Source organism: Micromonospora sp. C28ISP2-4, from assembly GCF_030519385.1.
Lineage (GTDB): Bacteria > Actinomycetota > Actinomycetes > Mycobacteriales > Micromonosporaceae > Micromonospora > Micromonospora tulbaghiae.
The window spans coordinates 40,969-57,239 of the sequence record NZ_JAUMKG010000002.1 but is presented as its reverse complement, the minus strand read 5'-3'; the positions used below and the strand labels follow the sequence as shown (position 1 = coordinate 57,239).

The window sequence follows — 16,271 nt, the reverse complement described above, 5'->3', positions numbered from 1 at the left end:
GTCCGGGTACCGTCCATCCTCGGATCCAACGCACCGTAGGCGTCCGGATCCGCTGGGGAGTGAGGTGCGCGAGCGATGCCGTGGTGGTCATGGCGCCCTGGTCCCGCCGCTGGCGGGGAGCCGGAGACTCGAAGCGGGACCACAGTGGATGACACCATCCGGGTCGGCCCACCGACCCCTCGCCAGCCGGGGGACGACGTGGCGCCACCCGAGCGGCCGGCCCTCGCGGACATGCCGGCCACCGTCGCGCCGGTCACGCTGAGCCGGGTCTGCGACGCGCTCGACCTGCTCGACGTCCGCTACCTGGCCGACGGCGACGGCAACCTGCTGGCCATGTGGGAGCGGCACGCCGTGCTGGTCGCGCTGGAGGGTCCGGAGGACGAGATCCTGGTGATGCGGGCCCGCCCGCACGCGACAGTCCCGCCGGACTGGGCCGACCGGGCCTACCGCGTGGTGAACGAGTGGAACCACACCCGGCGCTTCTGCAAGGCGTACATCGGCGACCCGACCGAGCGCGGTCAGCTCCCGATCTACGCCGAGTTGCAGGTCCCGCTCGGCGCCGGCGCCCACGACGCGCTGCTCGTCGAGATGCTCGACTGCGGTGCCGCCGTCGCCGTGACGTTCGTCGACTGGCTGCACGACGAGGGCGCCCTGCTCTGAGCCGGGCTCAGCCGGCGGCCGGATCCTCCATCACGTTCACCATGAAGTAGGCGGCCCGCTCCAGGTAGTCCCAGAGCGCGGCGGCGAGCTGCGGCGGCAGATCGAGCGTGTCCACCGCCCGGCGCATGTGGTGCAGCCAGGCGTCCCGCTCGGCGGCACCGATCCGGTACGGGGCGTGCCGCATCCGCAGTCGCGGGTGGCCGCGCTGCTCCGAGTAGGTGTGCGGGCCACCCCAGTACTGGATGAGGAACAGGGTCAGCCGGTCCGCCGCAGGGCCCAGGTCCTTCTCCGGGTACATCGGCCGCAGCAGCGGGTCGTCGGCGACACCGGCGTAGAACTCGTCCACCAGCTTGCGGAAGGCCGGTTCACCGCCGATCGCCTCGAAGAGGGTCATCGACTCGCCTGGGGAAGTCACGCTTCCATCCTGCCAGGTGCGGCCCGGCGCCCGCGCCCGCCCGCCGGGCGGCGCGGATCACGTCACCGCGTGCCGGCGGCGGCCGTGCTCGCGGTTCCGGTCACCTGACGCGGGCCCGCGCGAGTGCGCGTGCGCGGCTCCGGCGCCGGCCGGCGACTCGGCGCGGGCCGTCTCGATGGCTTCGTGGATCACCTGCGGCCGGGGCCAGGCGAGCGCCGCCACCGTCATGATCAGCACCCCGGCGGCGCTCCACACGCCGACCACTGACGGGACCGAGAAGCGCTCGGCGAGCGCGCCCGTGGCCAGCACCGCGGCGCCCTGGATGATCTGTGTGCCGCTGGCCATGACGCCGAACGCCCGGGCCCGGAATCCGTCCGGCAGCGCCTGCACGAACAGGCCGTTGGCGACCGGGACGAGCCCGGCGACGGCGAAGCCGCACCCGGCGGCCAGCAGCGCCACCACAGCCGGCGGCGGATTGAACAGCGCGGGCACGAGCGTCGCCGGCGCGATGATCATCAACGGCCGCATCAGCGTCAGCCGCCGGTCCGGGCCGACGAGCCGGCTGATGGTCAGCCCGCCGAGGATGTACCCGACCGGGACGGCGGCCATGATCAGTCCTTGGGCGGTGCCGGCGTCCATCCGGCCGTCGGTCCGGTCGGCGGCCCAGCCCGCGGCCAGTCCCTCGGGGACGATCGAGAAGAGCATCGCGCTGAACACCAGCACCGCGATGGCGCGCAGCACGGGCCGCTGGAAGACGATCTGGAAGCCCTGCACGGTCTCCCGCAGCAGGTGGCTGCGGTGCACCTCGGTCATCGCCGGTGGCCGTTCGCGTACGCCGAAGCGGACTATCGCGGCCGACACGGCGAAGGTCACGGCGTTGACGAGCAGCGCGGTGTTCGGGTTGAGCGCCGCCACCGTGGCGCCGATCAGGTAGCCGACGACCTGGGCGGCCTGGCCGGCGCTGGTGAACGCGGACAGGCCCACGACCAGCCGGTCGCCGGTCAGGATGTGCGGCATCAGCGCGGACCGTGCCGCCTGGCTCGGCGGGTTCGCGAGCGTGGCCAGGAAGATCAGTGCGAACACCGACCAGGTCGGCATCCAGGGCATCGCGACCAGCGCCATCAGCGCCATCCGGAGCAGGTCGCAGACCACCATGACGCGCCGGTAGTGGTGCCGCTCGGCGAGCGCGGAGAGCAGCGGCCCGCCGACCAGCCAGGGAAGGTAGCTGGCGGCGAACGCGGCGGCGGAGAGCGCGACCGAATCGGTCTCGCGCAGCACGAGCACCGTGACCGCGGCGCGGGCCAGGTAGTCACCCACCCAGGAGAGGGTGTTGGCGGCGAAGATGGCGCGGAACTCCGACTGACCGAAGACGTCCCGGAAGGTGGCCGGGCCCTCCCGGGCAGGTCGCGCGTCGGACACCGTCGCCTCCATCGTTCCTGGTCGACCACTTGTGATGGCCCGACCGGGAACCGTCGTCAGATCAATCGATCAGCGAGGACACGAGCACGCCCCCCGGTGGAGCGTGTGCACCGGATTCTGCCCGATCGTCTGACAACTGGCTAGGGCGAACGGATTGATCGTCGCATCTCCGACTGAACGAACGGACGATACCCGAGGGGCCGCGCGGTGCGGAACCCCGGAAAACAGTCCGGCTCGTCCGGCGGCTCAGGTGGGTCCGCCGGTACCCGTACCCTCGGCGGCGGCGGGCGGCGCCGGCGGCTGGACCGGCAGGCCGGGGAACAGCCGGGCGGCCGCGATCTGCGCGACGATCCCCGAGTTCTCCAACGCCTCCGCGAGGCGCCGGCGCAGCTCGCGCCCGACCGCGAACTGCCCGTCCGCGGTGGTCTTGACGACGGTACGGATCACCGCGCCGTCGACAGTCATCTGCTCGACGCCCAGCACCTCCGGCTGCTCCACGATGCTCGGCGCCAGCTCCGGGTCCAGCGCCACCGACGCCGCCGCGGTACGCAGCACGGCGGTGGCGTCCTCGGTGCCGGCGAATCCGATCGGCAGGTCGACCACGACCAGCGCCCAGCCCTGGCTCTTGTTTCCGACCCGGACGATCTCGCCGTTGCGGATGTACCACAGCACGCCGCGGCCGTCCCGGACCGTGGTGACCCGCAGCCCCACCGCCTCGACCACGCCGGTGGCCTCGCCCAGGTCGACCGTGTCGCCGACGCCGTACTGGTCCTCTATCAACATGAACAGGCCGGCGATCAGGTCCTTGACCAGACTCTGCGCGCCGAAGCCGAGCGCCACGCCGGCGATTCCCGCGCTGGCCAGCAGCGGGGCCAGGTCGAAGCTGAACTCCTTGAGCACCATCAGCAGCGCGATGCCGAAGACGAACGCGGTGACCATGCTGCGCAGCACCGACCCGATCGCCTCGGCCCGCTGCCGCCGCCGCTCCGGCACGAACTGGTCCGGGTCGAGCGTGGCGCTGGGGATCCGCTCACGCAGCGGGCGGAGCATGGTCGGCACCGCGCCCTGGGTGGTGGTCCGCACCAGCCGGTTGATGGTCCGGTGCAGTGCCCACCGGGCGGCCACCGCGATCAACAGGATCAACGCGACCCGTAGCGGCTTCAGCAGGATCCAGTAGCTGCTCTCGGCGAACCAGGCGGAGCCGGTGAGCCGGTACAGGAACTCGCAGGAACTGCTGCCCTGGCAGTCCGGGCGCCGGTCGGAGAAGGCCGACAGCAGGGCGGAGATCAGGTCGGAGACGTTCACCCTGCTTTCGTACCGCACCGGTGACCGGCGGCGGACACCGCCACCTCGGCGAAGTGTCGCTACCGGAGGGGGTAGCCCGGATTAGTACGTGCAATCCGGGGCGCGATCAGGGACTATTGGCGCAACGGACGTCGGTGATCCGGCCGGCGTCGGAGCCGTTCCGCGCTGTCCGCGGGGCGGTTCCGGCGCGGACGAGGCGGGAGCGACTGGACCGGGAGGGTGAGCGCGATGCCTGACATACGACCCACTGCGGGCTCCGGTGCACTCGTTCTCAACGCCACCTACGAGCCCCTGTGCGTCGTGTCGGTGCGTCGTGCCGCGATCCTCGTCCTCAGCGCCAAGGCGGTCTGTGTGGCCGACGGCGAGGGCATCCTGCACAGTGCGCGCAACGCGTTACCGGTGCCCTCCGTGGTACGCCTGACCCGCTACGTCCGGGTGCCGTACCGCACCCACGTCGGGTTGTCCCGGCGGGCCGTGTTCGCCCGCGACGGGTGGCGGTGCGCGTACTGCCGGGGGCCGGCCGAGACCATCGACCACGTGTTCCCGCGCAGCCGGGGCGGCCGGCACGCCTGGGAGAACGTGGTCGCCGCGTGCGCGCGGTGCAACCACACCAAAGGCGACAAGACGCCCGCCGAGCTGGGCTGGCGGCTGCACCACCTGCCGGCCGCGCCCAAAGGAGCCGCCTGGCGGGTGCTCGGGCACCGCGCCCCCGATCCGCGCTGGGCGGACTGGCTCGACCTGCGCGAGCCCGAGCCCGAGGCGGCCTGACCGGCCCGCTCAGCGCGCCTTGACCAGCGAGGCGTAGACGACCAGGTTGTCCGCGTACCCGGTCTCGCCGCCCACCCAGCGCCCGCCGCACGTGATCAGCCGCAGGTTGGGCCGGCTGAAGTCGCCGTAGACGTCCTCCACCGGCAGCTTCTCCTTGCCGTACCGCTCGATCGAGGTCACCTCGAACACCGCCACCGACCGGTCCTCGCGGGTCACCTCGATCCGGTCGCCGTCGTCCAGTTGCTTCAGCCCGTGGAAGACGGCCGGACCGGTGGTGGTGTCGACGTGTCCGACGAGCACGGCGGGTCCGTACTGACCGGGAGTGGGGCCCTGGTCGTACCAGCCGACCTCGCCGGCCCGCTCCACGTCCGGCACCGCGATGCTGCCGTCCGGCGCGATGCCCACCCGGTGCACCGGCGCGCGCAGGTTCAGCTTGCCGATGCTCAGGTCCGTCGGCGGGCTGGCCGGCAGCACCGGGAACTTCTTCGGCGGCGGTCGCAGACCGGCGACGATCCGGTCCGGCAGCAGGCTGACGCCGGTCACCCGTTCCACGCCCAGCATGGCCACGATCAGCGCCATCACGCTCGCCACCACGAGCACCGGGACACCCGGGTTGCGGCTCGGGGCGTACCGGCGGGTGGTGGTCCGGGCGGCGCGGGCCCGGACCGGCCGGGACTGCGGGTCGGCGGTGGCGACGCTGGCCGAGAACGCGTGCCCGGCGACGTGCGCGAACCGGCGCGCGGCCCGGGACGTCAGCCGCAGCGCGGCCCGGAGCCGGCCGGCGCGCTCGGGCGACCGGCGGCCGGGACGGTCGGCGGCGCGGCGTGTGCGGTCCGCCGCCGGGCCGGTACGGTCCCGGCGGCGCGAGGAGCGGGCCATTGCGGCACCTCTCGTCAGACGCGGCCGCCGGGCTTGCGGCGGGCGCTCACACCGGCCACCACTGCCACCGCGACCAGGCCGCCGACCAGCAGCAGGGAACCGGTGCCCCGGCTACCCGCGGTGCCACCGCCGCCGGTCGCCGGCCCCTTGCTCGGCTGCGCCATGTTGAGCACGGTGAGCATGGTCGAGGCGGTGTTGCCGTTGGAGCAGTCCAGGTTCACCGGGTAGTCGCCCGGCCCCTTGTTGCCCGGCACCGTGACCGAGCCGCTGAGGAAGCCGTTGTCCGGCCGCAGCGTCACCCGCCCGAAGGCGTCGGAGGTGACCTGCGCCTGGCGGTTGTTGCTGTTGTCGCAGCCGGCCCGCAGGTTCACCCGGGAACCGGCCTGGACGCTGTTCGGCGTGACCTCGATGAACACGCTCTCCCCGGCCCGGGCCGGCGGCGCGGTGGTCAGGACGAACGCCGCCACCAGGCCGAGCAGGCCCAACAGGGACGACAACGCACGATGTGACAAGAGCCCTCGCATGGTTCCCCCCTCCCGGCGCGACGGTGCGCCGGACCACTGACGGGCAGCGGCGCCTGCTTTCCCGGGGGGCGGGGGAAGCTAACGAGGCGCCTTGACCACGGGGTGCCAGGCCAGCGGGGTGGAGAGCACCATCGTGCTGGACGGCTGCCCGTACGGCGCGAGACGGTCGATGACCTCCTCGAACTCGCCCATGTTGGTGGCGGCGACCTTGAGCATGCTGCACGCGTCCCCGGTGATCCGGTGGATCTCCATGATCTCCGGCCAGCCCGCGACGTCGGGGTCGTTGAGGATGCAGCGCGCGCCGTAGCAGGACATCCGGATCAGCGCGAGCACCGTCCGCCCGGCCCGGGTCAGGTCGACGTGGGCGTGGTAGCCGGTGATCACACCGGATTCCTCCAGCCGCCGCACCCGCTCGGCCACAGCGGGCGGCGACAGGTGGACCCGGCGGGACAACTCGCTGTACGACAGCCGGGCGTCGGCCTGGAGCTCGCGCAGCAGCGCCCAGTCCATGTCGTCCACGCGCGGACCTTCCTTCCGTAAAGACGGCGACGCGAGATGGTTTCGGTTCGCGAAGTGAGACCACCATACCGCCGTTGAACAGGCATTCCATTCGGCCGCCCACCAGCGGGATCATGACGTCTACCCCGCGCACGGACGGAGAATGACTGTGGAACAGACGACGGCGGTGCGCCCGGTAACCCCCCAGGAACGGGCGGCTCGGGCGGCACGCAACGGCGGCGAGCCGACGCTGGAGTTCGCCGACCGCGTGCCGTACGACGCGTACGTGCGGGCCAGCACGCTGCACCGGCTCCAGGAGCCGCTCAGCGACGACCCGGGCGAGATGTCCTTCCTGATGGTCAGCCAGATCATGGAGCTGTACTTCGGCCTGACCTGCCACGAGCTGCGGCACGCCAAGCGTGAGCTGCGCGAGGACCGGATCTGGGAGGCGCTGCCCCCGCTGCGCCGCGCCGCCCTGCACCTGGAGGGCCTCAACGCCGCCTGGCACGGCCTGCGCTGGATGAGCCCGGCCGACTTCAACCGCTTCCGCGACCGGCTCGGCGAGGGCTCCGGCTTCCAGTCCGCCATGTACCGCCAGCTGGAGTTCCTGCTCGGCCTGCGCGACCGGGCGCTGATCCGCCCGTTCCGCCGGCAGACCGAGGTGTACGACGAGCTGACCGCCGCGCTCGCCACCCCGAGCCTCTGGGACGAGGTGGTGGCGCTGCTGGCCCGCAAGGGCTTCGACGTGCCCGAGGAACTGCTGTCCCGGGACGTGAACGCCGAGCACGAGGCGCATCCCGCGATCGAGGCGGCCTGGGTCCGGATCTACGGCGACAACGGGCCGGACAACCACCTGCGCCTGCTCGGTGACGCGCTCACCGAGATCGCCGAGGAGTTCGGCGACTGGCGCTGGAACCACGTCAAGGCCGTCCAGCGCACCATGGGCGCCAAGGTCGGCAGCGGCGGTTCCGCCGGACTGGCATGGTTGCAGCGCAGCATGGCCCGGGTGGTCTTCCCGGAGCTGTGGTCGGCCCGCACCGCGATGTGACGAGAGAGAACAGCATGCACACCCCCGAGAACGAAGCCCTCCGCCGCGACGCGGCCGACCCCGGCCACCGGCACCTGTTCCACATCCCACCCGCCGACGGCGGGCGCTACCCCGACACGGCGTACCTGGCCGGCAACTCGCTCGGTCTCCAGCCCCGGGCCACCCGCGACGAACTCCTCGCCGACCTGGACGCCTGGAGTCGCCTGGGCGTCGAGGGGCACCTGGAGTCGGAGCGGCCCTGGCTGCCGTACCACGAGCTGCTGACCGCACCGGCCGCCCGCCTGGTCGGCGCGCTGCCCGCGGAGACAGTGGTGATGAACTCCCTGACCGTCAACCTGCACCTGCTGATGGTCAGCTTCTACCGGCCGGCCGGCGAGCGCACCCGCATCGTCATCGAGGACAGCGCGTTCCCCTCGGACAGCTACGCGGTGCGCAGCCAGGCCCGCTTCCACGGCCTGGACCCGGACACCACAGTCGTACGCCTCAAGCCGCGCCCCGGCTCCGACACGCTCGGCACCGAGGACGTGCTGGACTTCCTCGCCCGCGAGGGCCACACGGTGGCGCTGCTGATGCTCGGCGGCGTGAACTACCTGACCGGCGAGCTGATGGACATCCCCACCATCACCGCCGCCGGCCGGGCCGCCGGCGCGGTGGTCGGCTGGGACCTGGCGCACGCCGCAGGCAACGTGCCGCTGGCGCTGCACGACTGGGACGTCGACTTCGCCGCCTGGTGCTCGTACAAGTACCTCAACTCCGGCCCGGGCGCGCTGGGCGGCGTCTTCGTCCACGAGCGGCACCTCGGCGACCCGTCGATCCAGCGCTTCGAGGGCTGGTGGAGCACCGAGGCGGCCACCCGGTTCGAGATGACCCCGGTGTCCCGGCCGCCGGCCACAGTGGAGGCGTGGCAGATCTCCAACCCGCCGATCTTCGCGATGGGCCCGGTGCGGACGTCGCTGGAGCTGTTCGACTCCGTCGGCATGCCGGCGCTGCGCGAGCGCAGCCTGCGGCTCACCGCCTGGCTGGAGCAGCTGCTCGACGAGGTGACGCCCGGGCGTCCGCTCACGGTGGTCACGCCGCGCGACCCGGCCCGGCGCGGCTGCCAGCTCTCGGTGCGGATCGGGGCCGGCAGCGCGAACGAGCTGACCAAGCGGCTGCGGCACGAGCACGGCGTGGTCGCCGACGCCCGCGAGCCGGACATCGTCCGGTTCGCGCCGGTGCCGCTCTACTCCACGTACCACGACTGCTGGCGGGTCGCCGAGGCGCTGGCGGCGACGTTCGACAAGGAGGGATCGTGACGGAGCGCGACGAGATCGCTGTGGTCGGCGCCGGGCTGGCCGGCTGTCTGCTGGCCTGCTACCTGGCCCGGCGCGGCTACCCGGTGGCCCTCTACGAGCGGCGGCCCGACCCGCGTACCGGCACCGTCGAGCGGGGTCGGTCGATCAACCTGGCGCTGTCCGAGCGCGGCCTGGACGCGCTGCGCCGCATCGGCCTCGAGGACGAGGTGATGGCGGACGCGCTGCCGATGCGCGGCCGCATGATCCACCCGGTCGAGGGCGAGCCGGAGTTCCAGTCGTACAGCGGTTCCGGGGACCGGGCGATCAACTCGATCAGCCGGGGCGCGCTGAACAACGCCCTGCTCGACGCCGCCGCCGCGCTGCCGAACGTGCGCGTCGCGTTCGACCACCGGCTGGTCGGCCTCGACCCGCTCGGCGGCGAGATGACGTTCGAGACCCCGCAGGGCAAGGTCACCGCCACCGCCTCGGTCGTCCTCGGCGCCGACGGCGCCGGCTCCGCGGTGCGCGGGCAACTGCTCGCGTACGGCGGCGTGACCGAGAGCCTCGACTTCCTCGACTACGGCTACAAGGAGCTGACCATCCCGCCGCTGGGCGGGGAGTTCGCGCTCGATCCGGGTGCCCTGCACATCTGGCCGCGCGGCACCTCGATGATGATCGCGCTGCCGAACCCGGACCGCTCCTTCACCTGCACGCTGTTCTGGCCCACCCACGGCACGCGCAGCTTCGCGTCGCTGAGCAGCCCGGCCGCGATCGAGCAGTTCTTCGCCACCCACTACCCGGACCTGGTCCCGCTCGCGCCGAACCTGGTCGACGACTACCAGCACAACCCGGTCGGTGTGCTCGGCACGGTGCGCTGCACGCCGTGGCAGGTGGCCGGCAAGGTCGGCCTGATCGGTGACGCCGCGCACGCCATCGTGCCGTTCTACGGCCAGGGCGCGAACTGCGCGTTCGAGGACGTGGTCGAGCTGGACCGCTGCCTCGACGAGTGCGACGACGAGTGGGCCGCCGCGCTGCCGCTGTTCCAGCACCGCCGCCAGGACAACGCCGAGGCGATCGCCCGGATGGCGCTGGCGAACTTCGTGGAGATGCGGGACAAGGTCGCCTCGCCGGTGTTCCGCACCCGCAAGCAGGTCGAGCACGCGCTGGAACGGGCGCTGCCCGGCCGCTACGTCTCCCAGTACGAGCTGGTCTCGTTCTCCACCACCCCGTACGCGCAGGTGCGCCGCCGGGTGCGCGCGCAGTACGCGGTGGTCGGCGCGGTAGCGGCCGGCGCTGTCGCGCTGCTGGCCGGCGGTGTCCGGGCGGCGCTGGGGCGGCGGCGATGACGCTCTGGGATCCCCGGCTGATGACCGGGCACGCGCCGGACGGTCCCGGACTGCTGCGCAACTTCGTCGGCGGCGAGTTCGTCGACGCCGGTTCCCGGTTCACCAAGCGCAGCCCGGTCACCGGCGAGCCGGTGTTCGAGGTGGTCGAGGCGTCGCAGTCGACAGTGGACGACGCGGTCGCCGCGGCCCGGTCGGCGCTGCGCGGCCCGTGGGGCCGGATGGGGGAGCGGGAACGCGCCGAGGTGCTGCGCCGCGTCGCCGACGAACTGGAACGGCGCTTCGACGACCTGGTGGCCGCCGAGGTCGCCGACACCGGCAAGGCCATCTCGCAGGCCCGGACGCTCGACATCCCGCGCGGCGCGGCGAACTTCCGGGCGTTCGCCGAGATCGTGGCGACCGCGCCCACCGAGTCGTTCACCACTGTCACCCCGTCCGGTGGCCGGGCGCTGAACTACGCGGTCCGCAAGCCGGTCGGCGTGGTCGCTGTCATCGTGCCGTGGAACCTGCCGCTGCTGCTGCTCACCTGGAAGGTCGCCCCGGCACTGGCCTGCGGCAACGCCGTGGTGGTCAAGCCCAGCGAGGAGACTCCCGCCTCCGCCACGCTGCTGGCCGAGGTGATGGCCGCGGCGGGTGTGCCCAAGGGCGTGTTCAACCTGGTGCACGGCTTCGGCCCGGGCTCGGCCGGTGAGCATCTGACCCGGCACCCGGGCGTGGACGCGATCACGTTCACCGGCGAGTCGGCGACCGGCAGCGCGATCATGCGCGCCGCCGCCGACGGGGTGAAGGCGGTCAGCTTCGAGCTGGGCGGCAAGAACGCCGGCCTGGTGTTCGCCGACGCCGACCTCGACGCGGCGGTCGCCGGTTCGGTGCGGTCCAGCTTCACCAACGGCGGTCAGGTGTGCCTGTGCACCGAGCGCATCTACGTGCAGCGGCCGGTGTTCGAGGAGTTCACCGCGCGGCTGGCCGAGCGCGCCGACGAGCTTGCGTACGGCTGGCCGGACGACGAGGCGACGGCGAACATGCCGCTGATCTCGCACGGCCACCGGGACAAGGTGCTCGGCCACTACGCGCTGGCCCGTACCGAGGGCGCCGAGGTCCGCGCCGGCGGCGGCGCGCCGCGCTTCGGCGACGCCCGCGACGGCGGGGCGTACGTGCAGCCGACGGTGCTCACCGGCCTCGGCCCGGACGCCCGCACCAACCAGGAGGAGATCTTCGGCCCGGTGGTGCACGTCGCGCCGTTCGACGACGAGGACGAGGCGTACGCGCTGGCGAACGGCACCGCCTACGGCCTGGCCGCGACGGTGTGGACGCGGGACGTGGGCCGGGCGCACCGGGCCGGCGCCCGGCTCGACGCCGGCATCGTCTGGGTGAACACCTGGTTCCTGCGCGACCTGCGGACCCCGTTCGGCGGGGTGAAGGCGTCGGGCGTGGGCCGGGAGGGCGGCGTGCACTCGCTCGACTTCTACTCCGAACTGACGAACGTCTGCGTGGATTTGACGTGAGCGCGAGGAGTGAGCCGGTGTTGCGAGCCCCGCAGTCGCGAACGAAGGGTGGCTCAGCATGAGCGCCCGGACTGGCACGGGCGCGCGTGGTGGGCAGAATGGCCGGAATCCCCAGCGACGTAAGCGAGGAGCCGCCATGACCGTGGACATCGAGGCCGCCAACCGGGAACTGGCAGTGGCCCGGCAGGACGGGAAGCCCTGCCCGCCGCTGCGCGGCCGGCTGCTGCCCGAGGGTGACATCGAGGCCGCGTACCAGGTGCAGCAGGTCTACACCCGGCAACGGCTGGGCAAGGGGCACCGCCGCGTCGGCGCGAAGATCGGCCTGACGTCGCGGACCGTGCAGGAGAGCTTCGGCGTCTTCCAGCCCGACTTCGGGGTGCTCTTCGACGACATGGCCGTCGGTGACGGTGTCGAGGTGCCGATCGACCGGCTGCTCCAGCCGCGGGTGGAGGCGGAGATCGCCTTCGTGCTCGGCGCGGACCTGCCGGACGAGCGGGTCACCACTGTCGACCTGATCCGCGCGGTGGACCACGTGCTGCCGGCCATCGAGATCGTCGACTCGCGGATCGCCGACTGGGACATCTCCATCGTGGACACGGTGGCGGACAACGCCTCCAGCGGGCTGTTCGTGCTCGGCACCGCGCCCCGGCGGCTCGCCGACGTGGACCTGCGGCTGTGCGGCATGGTGCTGGAGCACGCCGGTGAGCCGGTCTCGGTCGGCGCGGGCGCGGCCTGCCTCGGCAATCCGCTGCACGCGCTGCAGTGGCTGGCCGGCACCATGGCCCGCGCCGGTGACCCGCTGCGCGCCGGCGACGTGGTGCTCTCCGGCGCCCTCGGCCCGATGGTGCCGGTCACGCCCGGCGCCGCGTACGAGGCGCGCATCTCCGGGCTCGGCTCGGTGCGTACCTGTTTCTCCTCGGAGGGAACGTCATGACTGTCGGAGTGGCGGTGCTCGGGTCGGGCAACATCGGCACCGACCTGATGATCAAGGTGCTGCGGCTCAGTGAGAGCCTGCGCATGGTGGCCATGGCCGGCATCGACCCGGCCTCGGACGGGCTGGCCCGGGCCCGCCGGCTCGGCGTGACCACCACCGCCGAGGGCGTCGACGGCCTGGTCGCGCTGCCCGAGTTCGCGGACGTCCAGCTGGTCTTCGACGCCACCTCGGCCGGCGCGCACAAGCGGCACGACGAGGTGCTGCGGGCACACGGCCGCACGGTGGTCGACCTGACGCCCGCCGCGATCGGCCCGTACGTGGTGCCGCCGGTGAACCTCGACGAGCACCTGGGCGAACCGAACGTCAACATGGTGACCTGCGGCGGCCAGGCGACAGTGCCGATCGTGCACGCGGTCGGCCGGGTCACCCCTGTCGCGTACGGCGAGATCGTCGCCTCGATCGCGTCGAAGTCGGCCGGTCCGGGCACCCGCGCCAACATCGACGAGTTCACCGAGACCACCGCCCGTGCCATCGAGGTGGTCGGCGGCGCCGAGCGCGGCAAGGCCATCATCGTGCTGAACCCGGCCGACCCGCCGCTGCTCATGCGCGACACGGTCTACTGCCTGTGCCCGGACGCCGACGCCGACCGGGGCGCGATCGCCGCCTCGGTGGCCGACATGGTGAAGGCCGTGCAGGAGTACGTCCCCGGCTACCGGCTCAAGCAGGACGTGCAGTTCGACGCCGTGGACACGTACGCGCCGGTGCTCGGCCGGCACTTCACCGGCCTCCAGGTGTCGGTGTTCCTGGAGGTCTCCGGCGCCGGGCACTACCTGCCCGCGTACGCCGGGAACCTGGACATCATGACGTCGGCCGCGCTGCGCACCGCGGAGCGGCTGGTGGCGCTGCGTTCGCCGGAGGGGGCACCCCGATGACCGACCTCTACATCCAGGACGTGACGCTGCGCGACGGCATGCACGCCATCGGGCACCGCTACACCGTCGACCAGGTGCGTACCATCGCCGCCGCGCTCGACGCGGCCGGCGTGGCAGCGGTCGAGGTGGCGCACGGCGACGGCCTTGCCGGTTCCAGCGTCAACTACGGGCACGGCGCCGCCGCCGACGCGGACTGGATCGCCGCCGCCGCCGAGGTGCTCACCACCGCGCGGCTCACCACGCTGCTGCTGCCCGGCATCGGCACCATCGCCGACCTGAAGGCCGCGAAGGCGCTCGGCGTGAGCAGCGTCCGGATCGCCACGCACTGCACCGAGGCGGACATCTCCGCCCAGCACATCGCGTGGGCCCGGGAGAACGACATGGACGTCTCCGGGTTCCTGATGATGTCGCACCTCAACGACCCGGCCGGGCTGGCCGCGCAGGCCAAGCTGATGGAGTCGTACGGCGCGCACTGCGTCTACGTCACCGACTCGGGCGGCCGGCTGCTGATGTCGGACGTGGCGCAGCGCGTCGACGCGTACCGGCAGGTGCTGGAACCGGAGACGCAGATCGGCATCCACGCGCACCACAACCTGTCGCTGGGTGTGGCGAACAGCGTGCTCGCGGTCGAGCACGGCCGGATCCTCGGCGACGGCCCGCTCGGCTCGCCGTCCGGCCGGACCGTCCGGGTGGACGCGTCGCTGGCCGGCATGGGCGCCGGTGCGGGCAACGCGCCGCTGGAGGTCTTCGTCGCGGTCGCCGAGCTGCACGGCTGGAAGCACGGCTGCGACGTGTTCGCGCTGATGGACGCCGCCGACGACCTGGTCCGCCCGTTGCAGGACCGGCCGGTCCAGGTCGACCGGGAGACGCTCTCCCTCGGGTACGCGGGCGTCTACTCCAGCTTCCTGCGGCACGCCGAGCGGGCCTCGGCCAAGTACGGCGTGGACGTCCGCTCGATCCTGGTCGAGCTGGGCCGGCGCCGGATGGTCGGCGGCCAGGAGGACATGATCGTGGACGTGGCACTGGACCTGGCGGCTAAGGAGAACAACTCATGATCGGGCCGGACATCGCCGGCATCGCGGAGAAGCTGGGTGCGGCGGCCGACACCGCCACCGCCATCCCGCAGCTGGCCGCCGAGACCGGCCTCGACGTCGACGCCGCGTACGCGGTGCAGACCGCTCTGGTGAAGCGCCGCCTCGACCGGGGTGAGCGGCTGGTCGGCCTCAAGATGGGGCTCACCAGCAAGGCCAAGATGGCGCAGGTCGGCGTGGACGAGGTGATCTGGGGCCGGCTGACCGACGTGATGCGGGTGCCCGACGGCGGCGGTGTCGACGTCGGCGACTTCATCCACCCCCGGGTCGAGCCGGAGGTGGCGTTCCTGCTGGACCGGCTGCCCGACCCGGGCGAACCGGTCGGCTCGTTCACCCGGGCCGTACGCGCGGTCGCCCCGGCGATCGAACTGATCGACTCCCGGTACGCGAACTTCACCTTCTCGCTGCCGGACGTGATCGCCGACAACACCTCGGCCGCCGCGTTCGTGGTCGGGCCGTGGTCGCCGGTGCCGGACGGGCTGGACAACCTCGGCGTGCTGCTGGAGATCGACGGGCGGGTGGCACAGGTCGGCTCGACCGCTGCCATCCTCGGCGACCCGCGCCGCGCGCTGGACGAAGGGCTGCGGCTGGCGGGCCGGCACGGTGTCCGGCTGCGCAAGGGCTGGGTGTTCCTGGCCGGCGCGGCCACCGCCGCGGTGCCGCTGCGCCCCGGCGCACACGTGCGGGCCACTGTGGAGAAGCTGGGTTCCGCCGCGCTCAAGGCTCTGCCGTGACCGCCCGGGTGGTTGCCGGGAAGGCCGTGCCGCGGGGCGCGTTCCCGCACGTCAAGGTGGCCGGCGGATTCGTCTACGTCTCCGGTACGTCGTCGCGCCGGCCGGACAACACGTTCGCCGGGGTGTCGGTGGACGAATTCGGCACCACGGACCTGGACATCCGCGAGCAGACCCGGGCCGTGGTGGAGAACATCCGCGACCTGCTCCGCTCGGTCGGCGCCGACCTGAACGACCTGGTGCAGGTCACCAGCTACCTGGTCAACATGAACGACTTCGGCGGCTACAACGAGGTGTGGGCGGAGTTCTTCGACGCCACCGGGCCGACCCGGACCACTGTGGCCGTGCACCAGCTTCCGCACCCGCATCTGCTGATCGAGATGCAGGCAGTCGCCCTACTTCCGTCGGGAGGTTCCCATGAGTGAGATCGCCGAGCCGTTCAGCTTCTCCGGCTGGATCGGCGAGAACCAGCACCTGCTCAAGCCCCCGGTGGGCAACAAGGAGATGCTGCCCGGCAGCGACGACTTCATCGTCATGGTGGTGGGCGGCCCGAACCAGCGCACGGACTTCCACGTCGACCCGTACGAGGAGTTCTTCTACCAGGTCAAGGGCAACATGCACATCAACCTGATGCTGCCCGAGGGTCCGCGTACGGTGCACGTGCGCGAGGGCCAGATGTGGATGCTGCCGCGCAACACCCCGCACTCGCCGCAGCGTCCCGAGGCCGGCTCGATCGGCATGGTGATCGAGCGGGTCCGCGAGGAGGGCACGCTGGAGAAGTTCCAGTGGTACTGCGCCGAGTGCCACCACAAGGTGCACGAGGTGGAGTTGCAGGTCCGCGACATCGCCGCCGACCTCCCCCCGGTCTTCGCCGCGTTCTACGCCGACGAGAAGGCCCGCACCTGCGACAACTGCGGCGCGCTGCACCCGGGCAAGGGCTGACGC

18 protein-coding genes are annotated in these 16,271 nt (G+C 72.5%); 12 read left to right on the top strand and 6 right to left on the bottom strand.

What is annotated here, in order from left to right:
• The first annotated feature begins 75 nt into the window (after positions 1 to 75).
• Positions 76 to 660 carry a YbjN domain-containing protein gene (locus Q3W68_RS09005; RefSeq protein WP_252450198.1) on the top strand — a complete coding sequence of 195 codons (585 nt, stop codon included), beginning with the start codon at positions 76 to 78 and terminating at the stop codon, positions 658 to 660.
• A 7-nt stretch (positions 661 to 667) separates the two neighbouring features.
• On the opposite strand, the gene Q3W68_RS09000 is transcribed toward Q3W68_RS09005, so the two are convergent.
• From Q3W68_RS09000 to Q3W68_RS08990, 3 genes are all read right to left on the bottom strand, one after another.
• On the bottom strand, positions 668 to 1,054 hold the full coding sequence (locus Q3W68_RS09000; protein WP_302905663.1) for a globin: 387 nt from the start codon (positions 1,052 to 1,054) through the stop codon (positions 668 to 670).
• A 78-nt stretch (positions 1,055 to 1,132) separates the two neighbouring features.
• Positions 1,133 to 2,506, bottom strand: coding sequence for an MFS transporter (locus Q3W68_RS08995; protein ID WP_302905034.1), 1,374 nt, complete (start codon positions 2,504 to 2,506; stop codon positions 1,133 to 1,135).
• Positions 2,507 to 2,740: 234 nt separating this feature from the next.
• A complete protein-coding gene (locus Q3W68_RS08990; protein ID WP_302905662.1) occupies positions 2,741 to 3,772 on the bottom strand; it encodes a mechanosensitive ion channel family protein in 1,032 nt (343 codons plus the stop codon).
• A gap of 255 nt (positions 3,773 to 4,027) precedes the next feature.
• On the opposite strand from Q3W68_RS08990, the gene Q3W68_RS08985 reads away from it, so the two are divergent.
• Positions 4,028 to 4,567, top strand: a complete 540-nt coding sequence (locus Q3W68_RS08985; protein WP_013288071.1) for an HNH endonuclease — start codon at positions 4,028 to 4,030, stop codon at positions 4,565 to 4,567.
• Between the two features lie 9 nt (positions 4,568 to 4,576).
• Here Q3W68_RS08985 and Q3W68_RS08980 read toward each other — a convergent pair whose 3' ends face one another.
• The 3 genes from Q3W68_RS08980 to Q3W68_RS08970 all read right to left on the bottom strand — a co-directional run bounded on the left by Q3W68_RS08980 (position 4,577) and on the right by Q3W68_RS08970 (position 6,489).
• Positions 4,577 to 5,446 (bottom strand): class F sortase, encoded by an 870-nt coding sequence (locus tag Q3W68_RS08980; protein ID WP_302905033.1) that lies wholly within the window; start codon positions 5,444 to 5,446, stop codon positions 4,577 to 4,579.
• Positions 5,447 to 5,460: 14 nt separating this feature from the next.
• Positions 5,461 to 5,970: a hypothetical protein gene (locus tag Q3W68_RS08975; protein ID WP_302905032.1), complete on the bottom strand. Its 510-nt coding sequence runs from the start codon at positions 5,968 to 5,970 to the stop codon at positions 5,461 to 5,463.
• A 78-nt stretch (positions 5,971 to 6,048) separates the two neighbouring features.
• Complete coding sequence (locus tag Q3W68_RS08970; RefSeq protein WP_091423095.1) at positions 6,049 to 6,489, bottom strand: Lrp/AsnC family transcriptional regulator; 441 nt, start codon at positions 6,487 to 6,489, stop codon at positions 6,049 to 6,051.
• Between the two features lie 142 nt (positions 6,490 to 6,631).
• Here Q3W68_RS08970 and Q3W68_RS08965 point away from each other — a divergent pair, with 142 nt between their 5' ends.
• The 10 genes from Q3W68_RS08965 to Q3W68_RS08920 all read left to right on the top strand — a co-directional run bounded on the left by Q3W68_RS08965 (position 6,632) and on the right by Q3W68_RS08920 (position 16,268).
• Positions 6,632 to 7,516: a tryptophan 2,3-dioxygenase gene (locus tag Q3W68_RS08965; RefSeq protein WP_302905031.1), complete on the top strand. Its 885-nt coding sequence runs from the start codon at positions 6,632 to 6,634 to the stop codon at positions 7,514 to 7,516.
• 14 nt (positions 7,517 to 7,530) lie between these two features.
• Positions 7,531 to 8,811, top strand: a complete 1,281-nt coding sequence (gene kynU / locus Q3W68_RS08960; protein WP_302905030.1) for a kynureninase — start codon at positions 7,531 to 7,533, stop codon at positions 8,809 to 8,811.
• Positions 8,805 to 10,136, top strand: coding sequence for an NAD(P)/FAD-dependent oxidoreductase (locus tag Q3W68_RS08955; RefSeq protein WP_302905661.1), 1,332 nt, complete (start codon positions 8,805 to 8,807; stop codon positions 10,134 to 10,136). Before kynU ends, Q3W68_RS08955 begins: the two co-directional genes overlap by 7 nt.
• Positions 10,137 to 10,156: 20 nt before the next feature.
• A complete protein-coding gene (locus Q3W68_RS08950; protein ID WP_302905660.1) occupies positions 10,157 to 11,638 on the top strand; it encodes a 2-hydroxymuconic semialdehyde dehydrogenase in 1,482 nt (493 codons plus the stop codon).
• 136 nt (positions 11,639 to 11,774) lie between these two features.
• Complete coding sequence (locus Q3W68_RS08945; RefSeq protein ID WP_120573580.1) at positions 11,775 to 12,572, top strand: 2-keto-4-pentenoate hydratase; 798 nt, start codon at positions 11,775 to 11,777, stop codon at positions 12,570 to 12,572.
• Positions 12,569 to 13,504 carry an acetaldehyde dehydrogenase (acetylating) gene (locus Q3W68_RS08940; protein WP_302905029.1) on the top strand — a complete coding sequence of 312 codons (936 nt, stop codon included), beginning with the start codon at positions 12,569 to 12,571 and terminating at the stop codon, positions 13,502 to 13,504. The genes Q3W68_RS08945 and Q3W68_RS08940 overlap by 4 nt, the downstream gene beginning before the upstream one ends.
• Complete coding sequence (dmpG, locus tag Q3W68_RS08935) at positions 13,501 to 14,559, top strand: 4-hydroxy-2-oxovalerate aldolase (RefSeq protein WP_302905028.1); 1,059 nt, start codon at positions 13,501 to 13,503, stop codon at positions 14,557 to 14,559. Before Q3W68_RS08940 ends, dmpG begins: the two co-directional genes overlap by 4 nt.
• On the top strand, positions 14,556 to 15,329 hold the full coding sequence (locus Q3W68_RS08930) for a 2-keto-4-pentenoate hydratase (RefSeq protein ID WP_302905027.1): 774 nt from the start codon (positions 14,556 to 14,558) through the stop codon (positions 15,327 to 15,329). Before dmpG ends, Q3W68_RS08930 begins: the two co-directional genes overlap by 4 nt.
• Positions 15,326 to 15,751, top strand: coding sequence for a RidA family protein (locus Q3W68_RS08925; protein WP_071098021.1), 426 nt, complete (start codon positions 15,326 to 15,328; stop codon positions 15,749 to 15,751). The genes Q3W68_RS08930 and Q3W68_RS08925 overlap by 4 nt, the downstream gene beginning before the upstream one ends.
• Positions 15,744 to 16,268, top strand: coding sequence for a 3-hydroxyanthranilate 3,4-dioxygenase (locus tag Q3W68_RS08920; RefSeq protein WP_091571745.1), 525 nt, complete (start codon positions 15,744 to 15,746; stop codon positions 16,266 to 16,268). Before Q3W68_RS08925 ends, Q3W68_RS08920 begins: the two co-directional genes overlap by 8 nt.
• Positions 16,269 to 16,271: the final 3 nt, after the last annotated feature.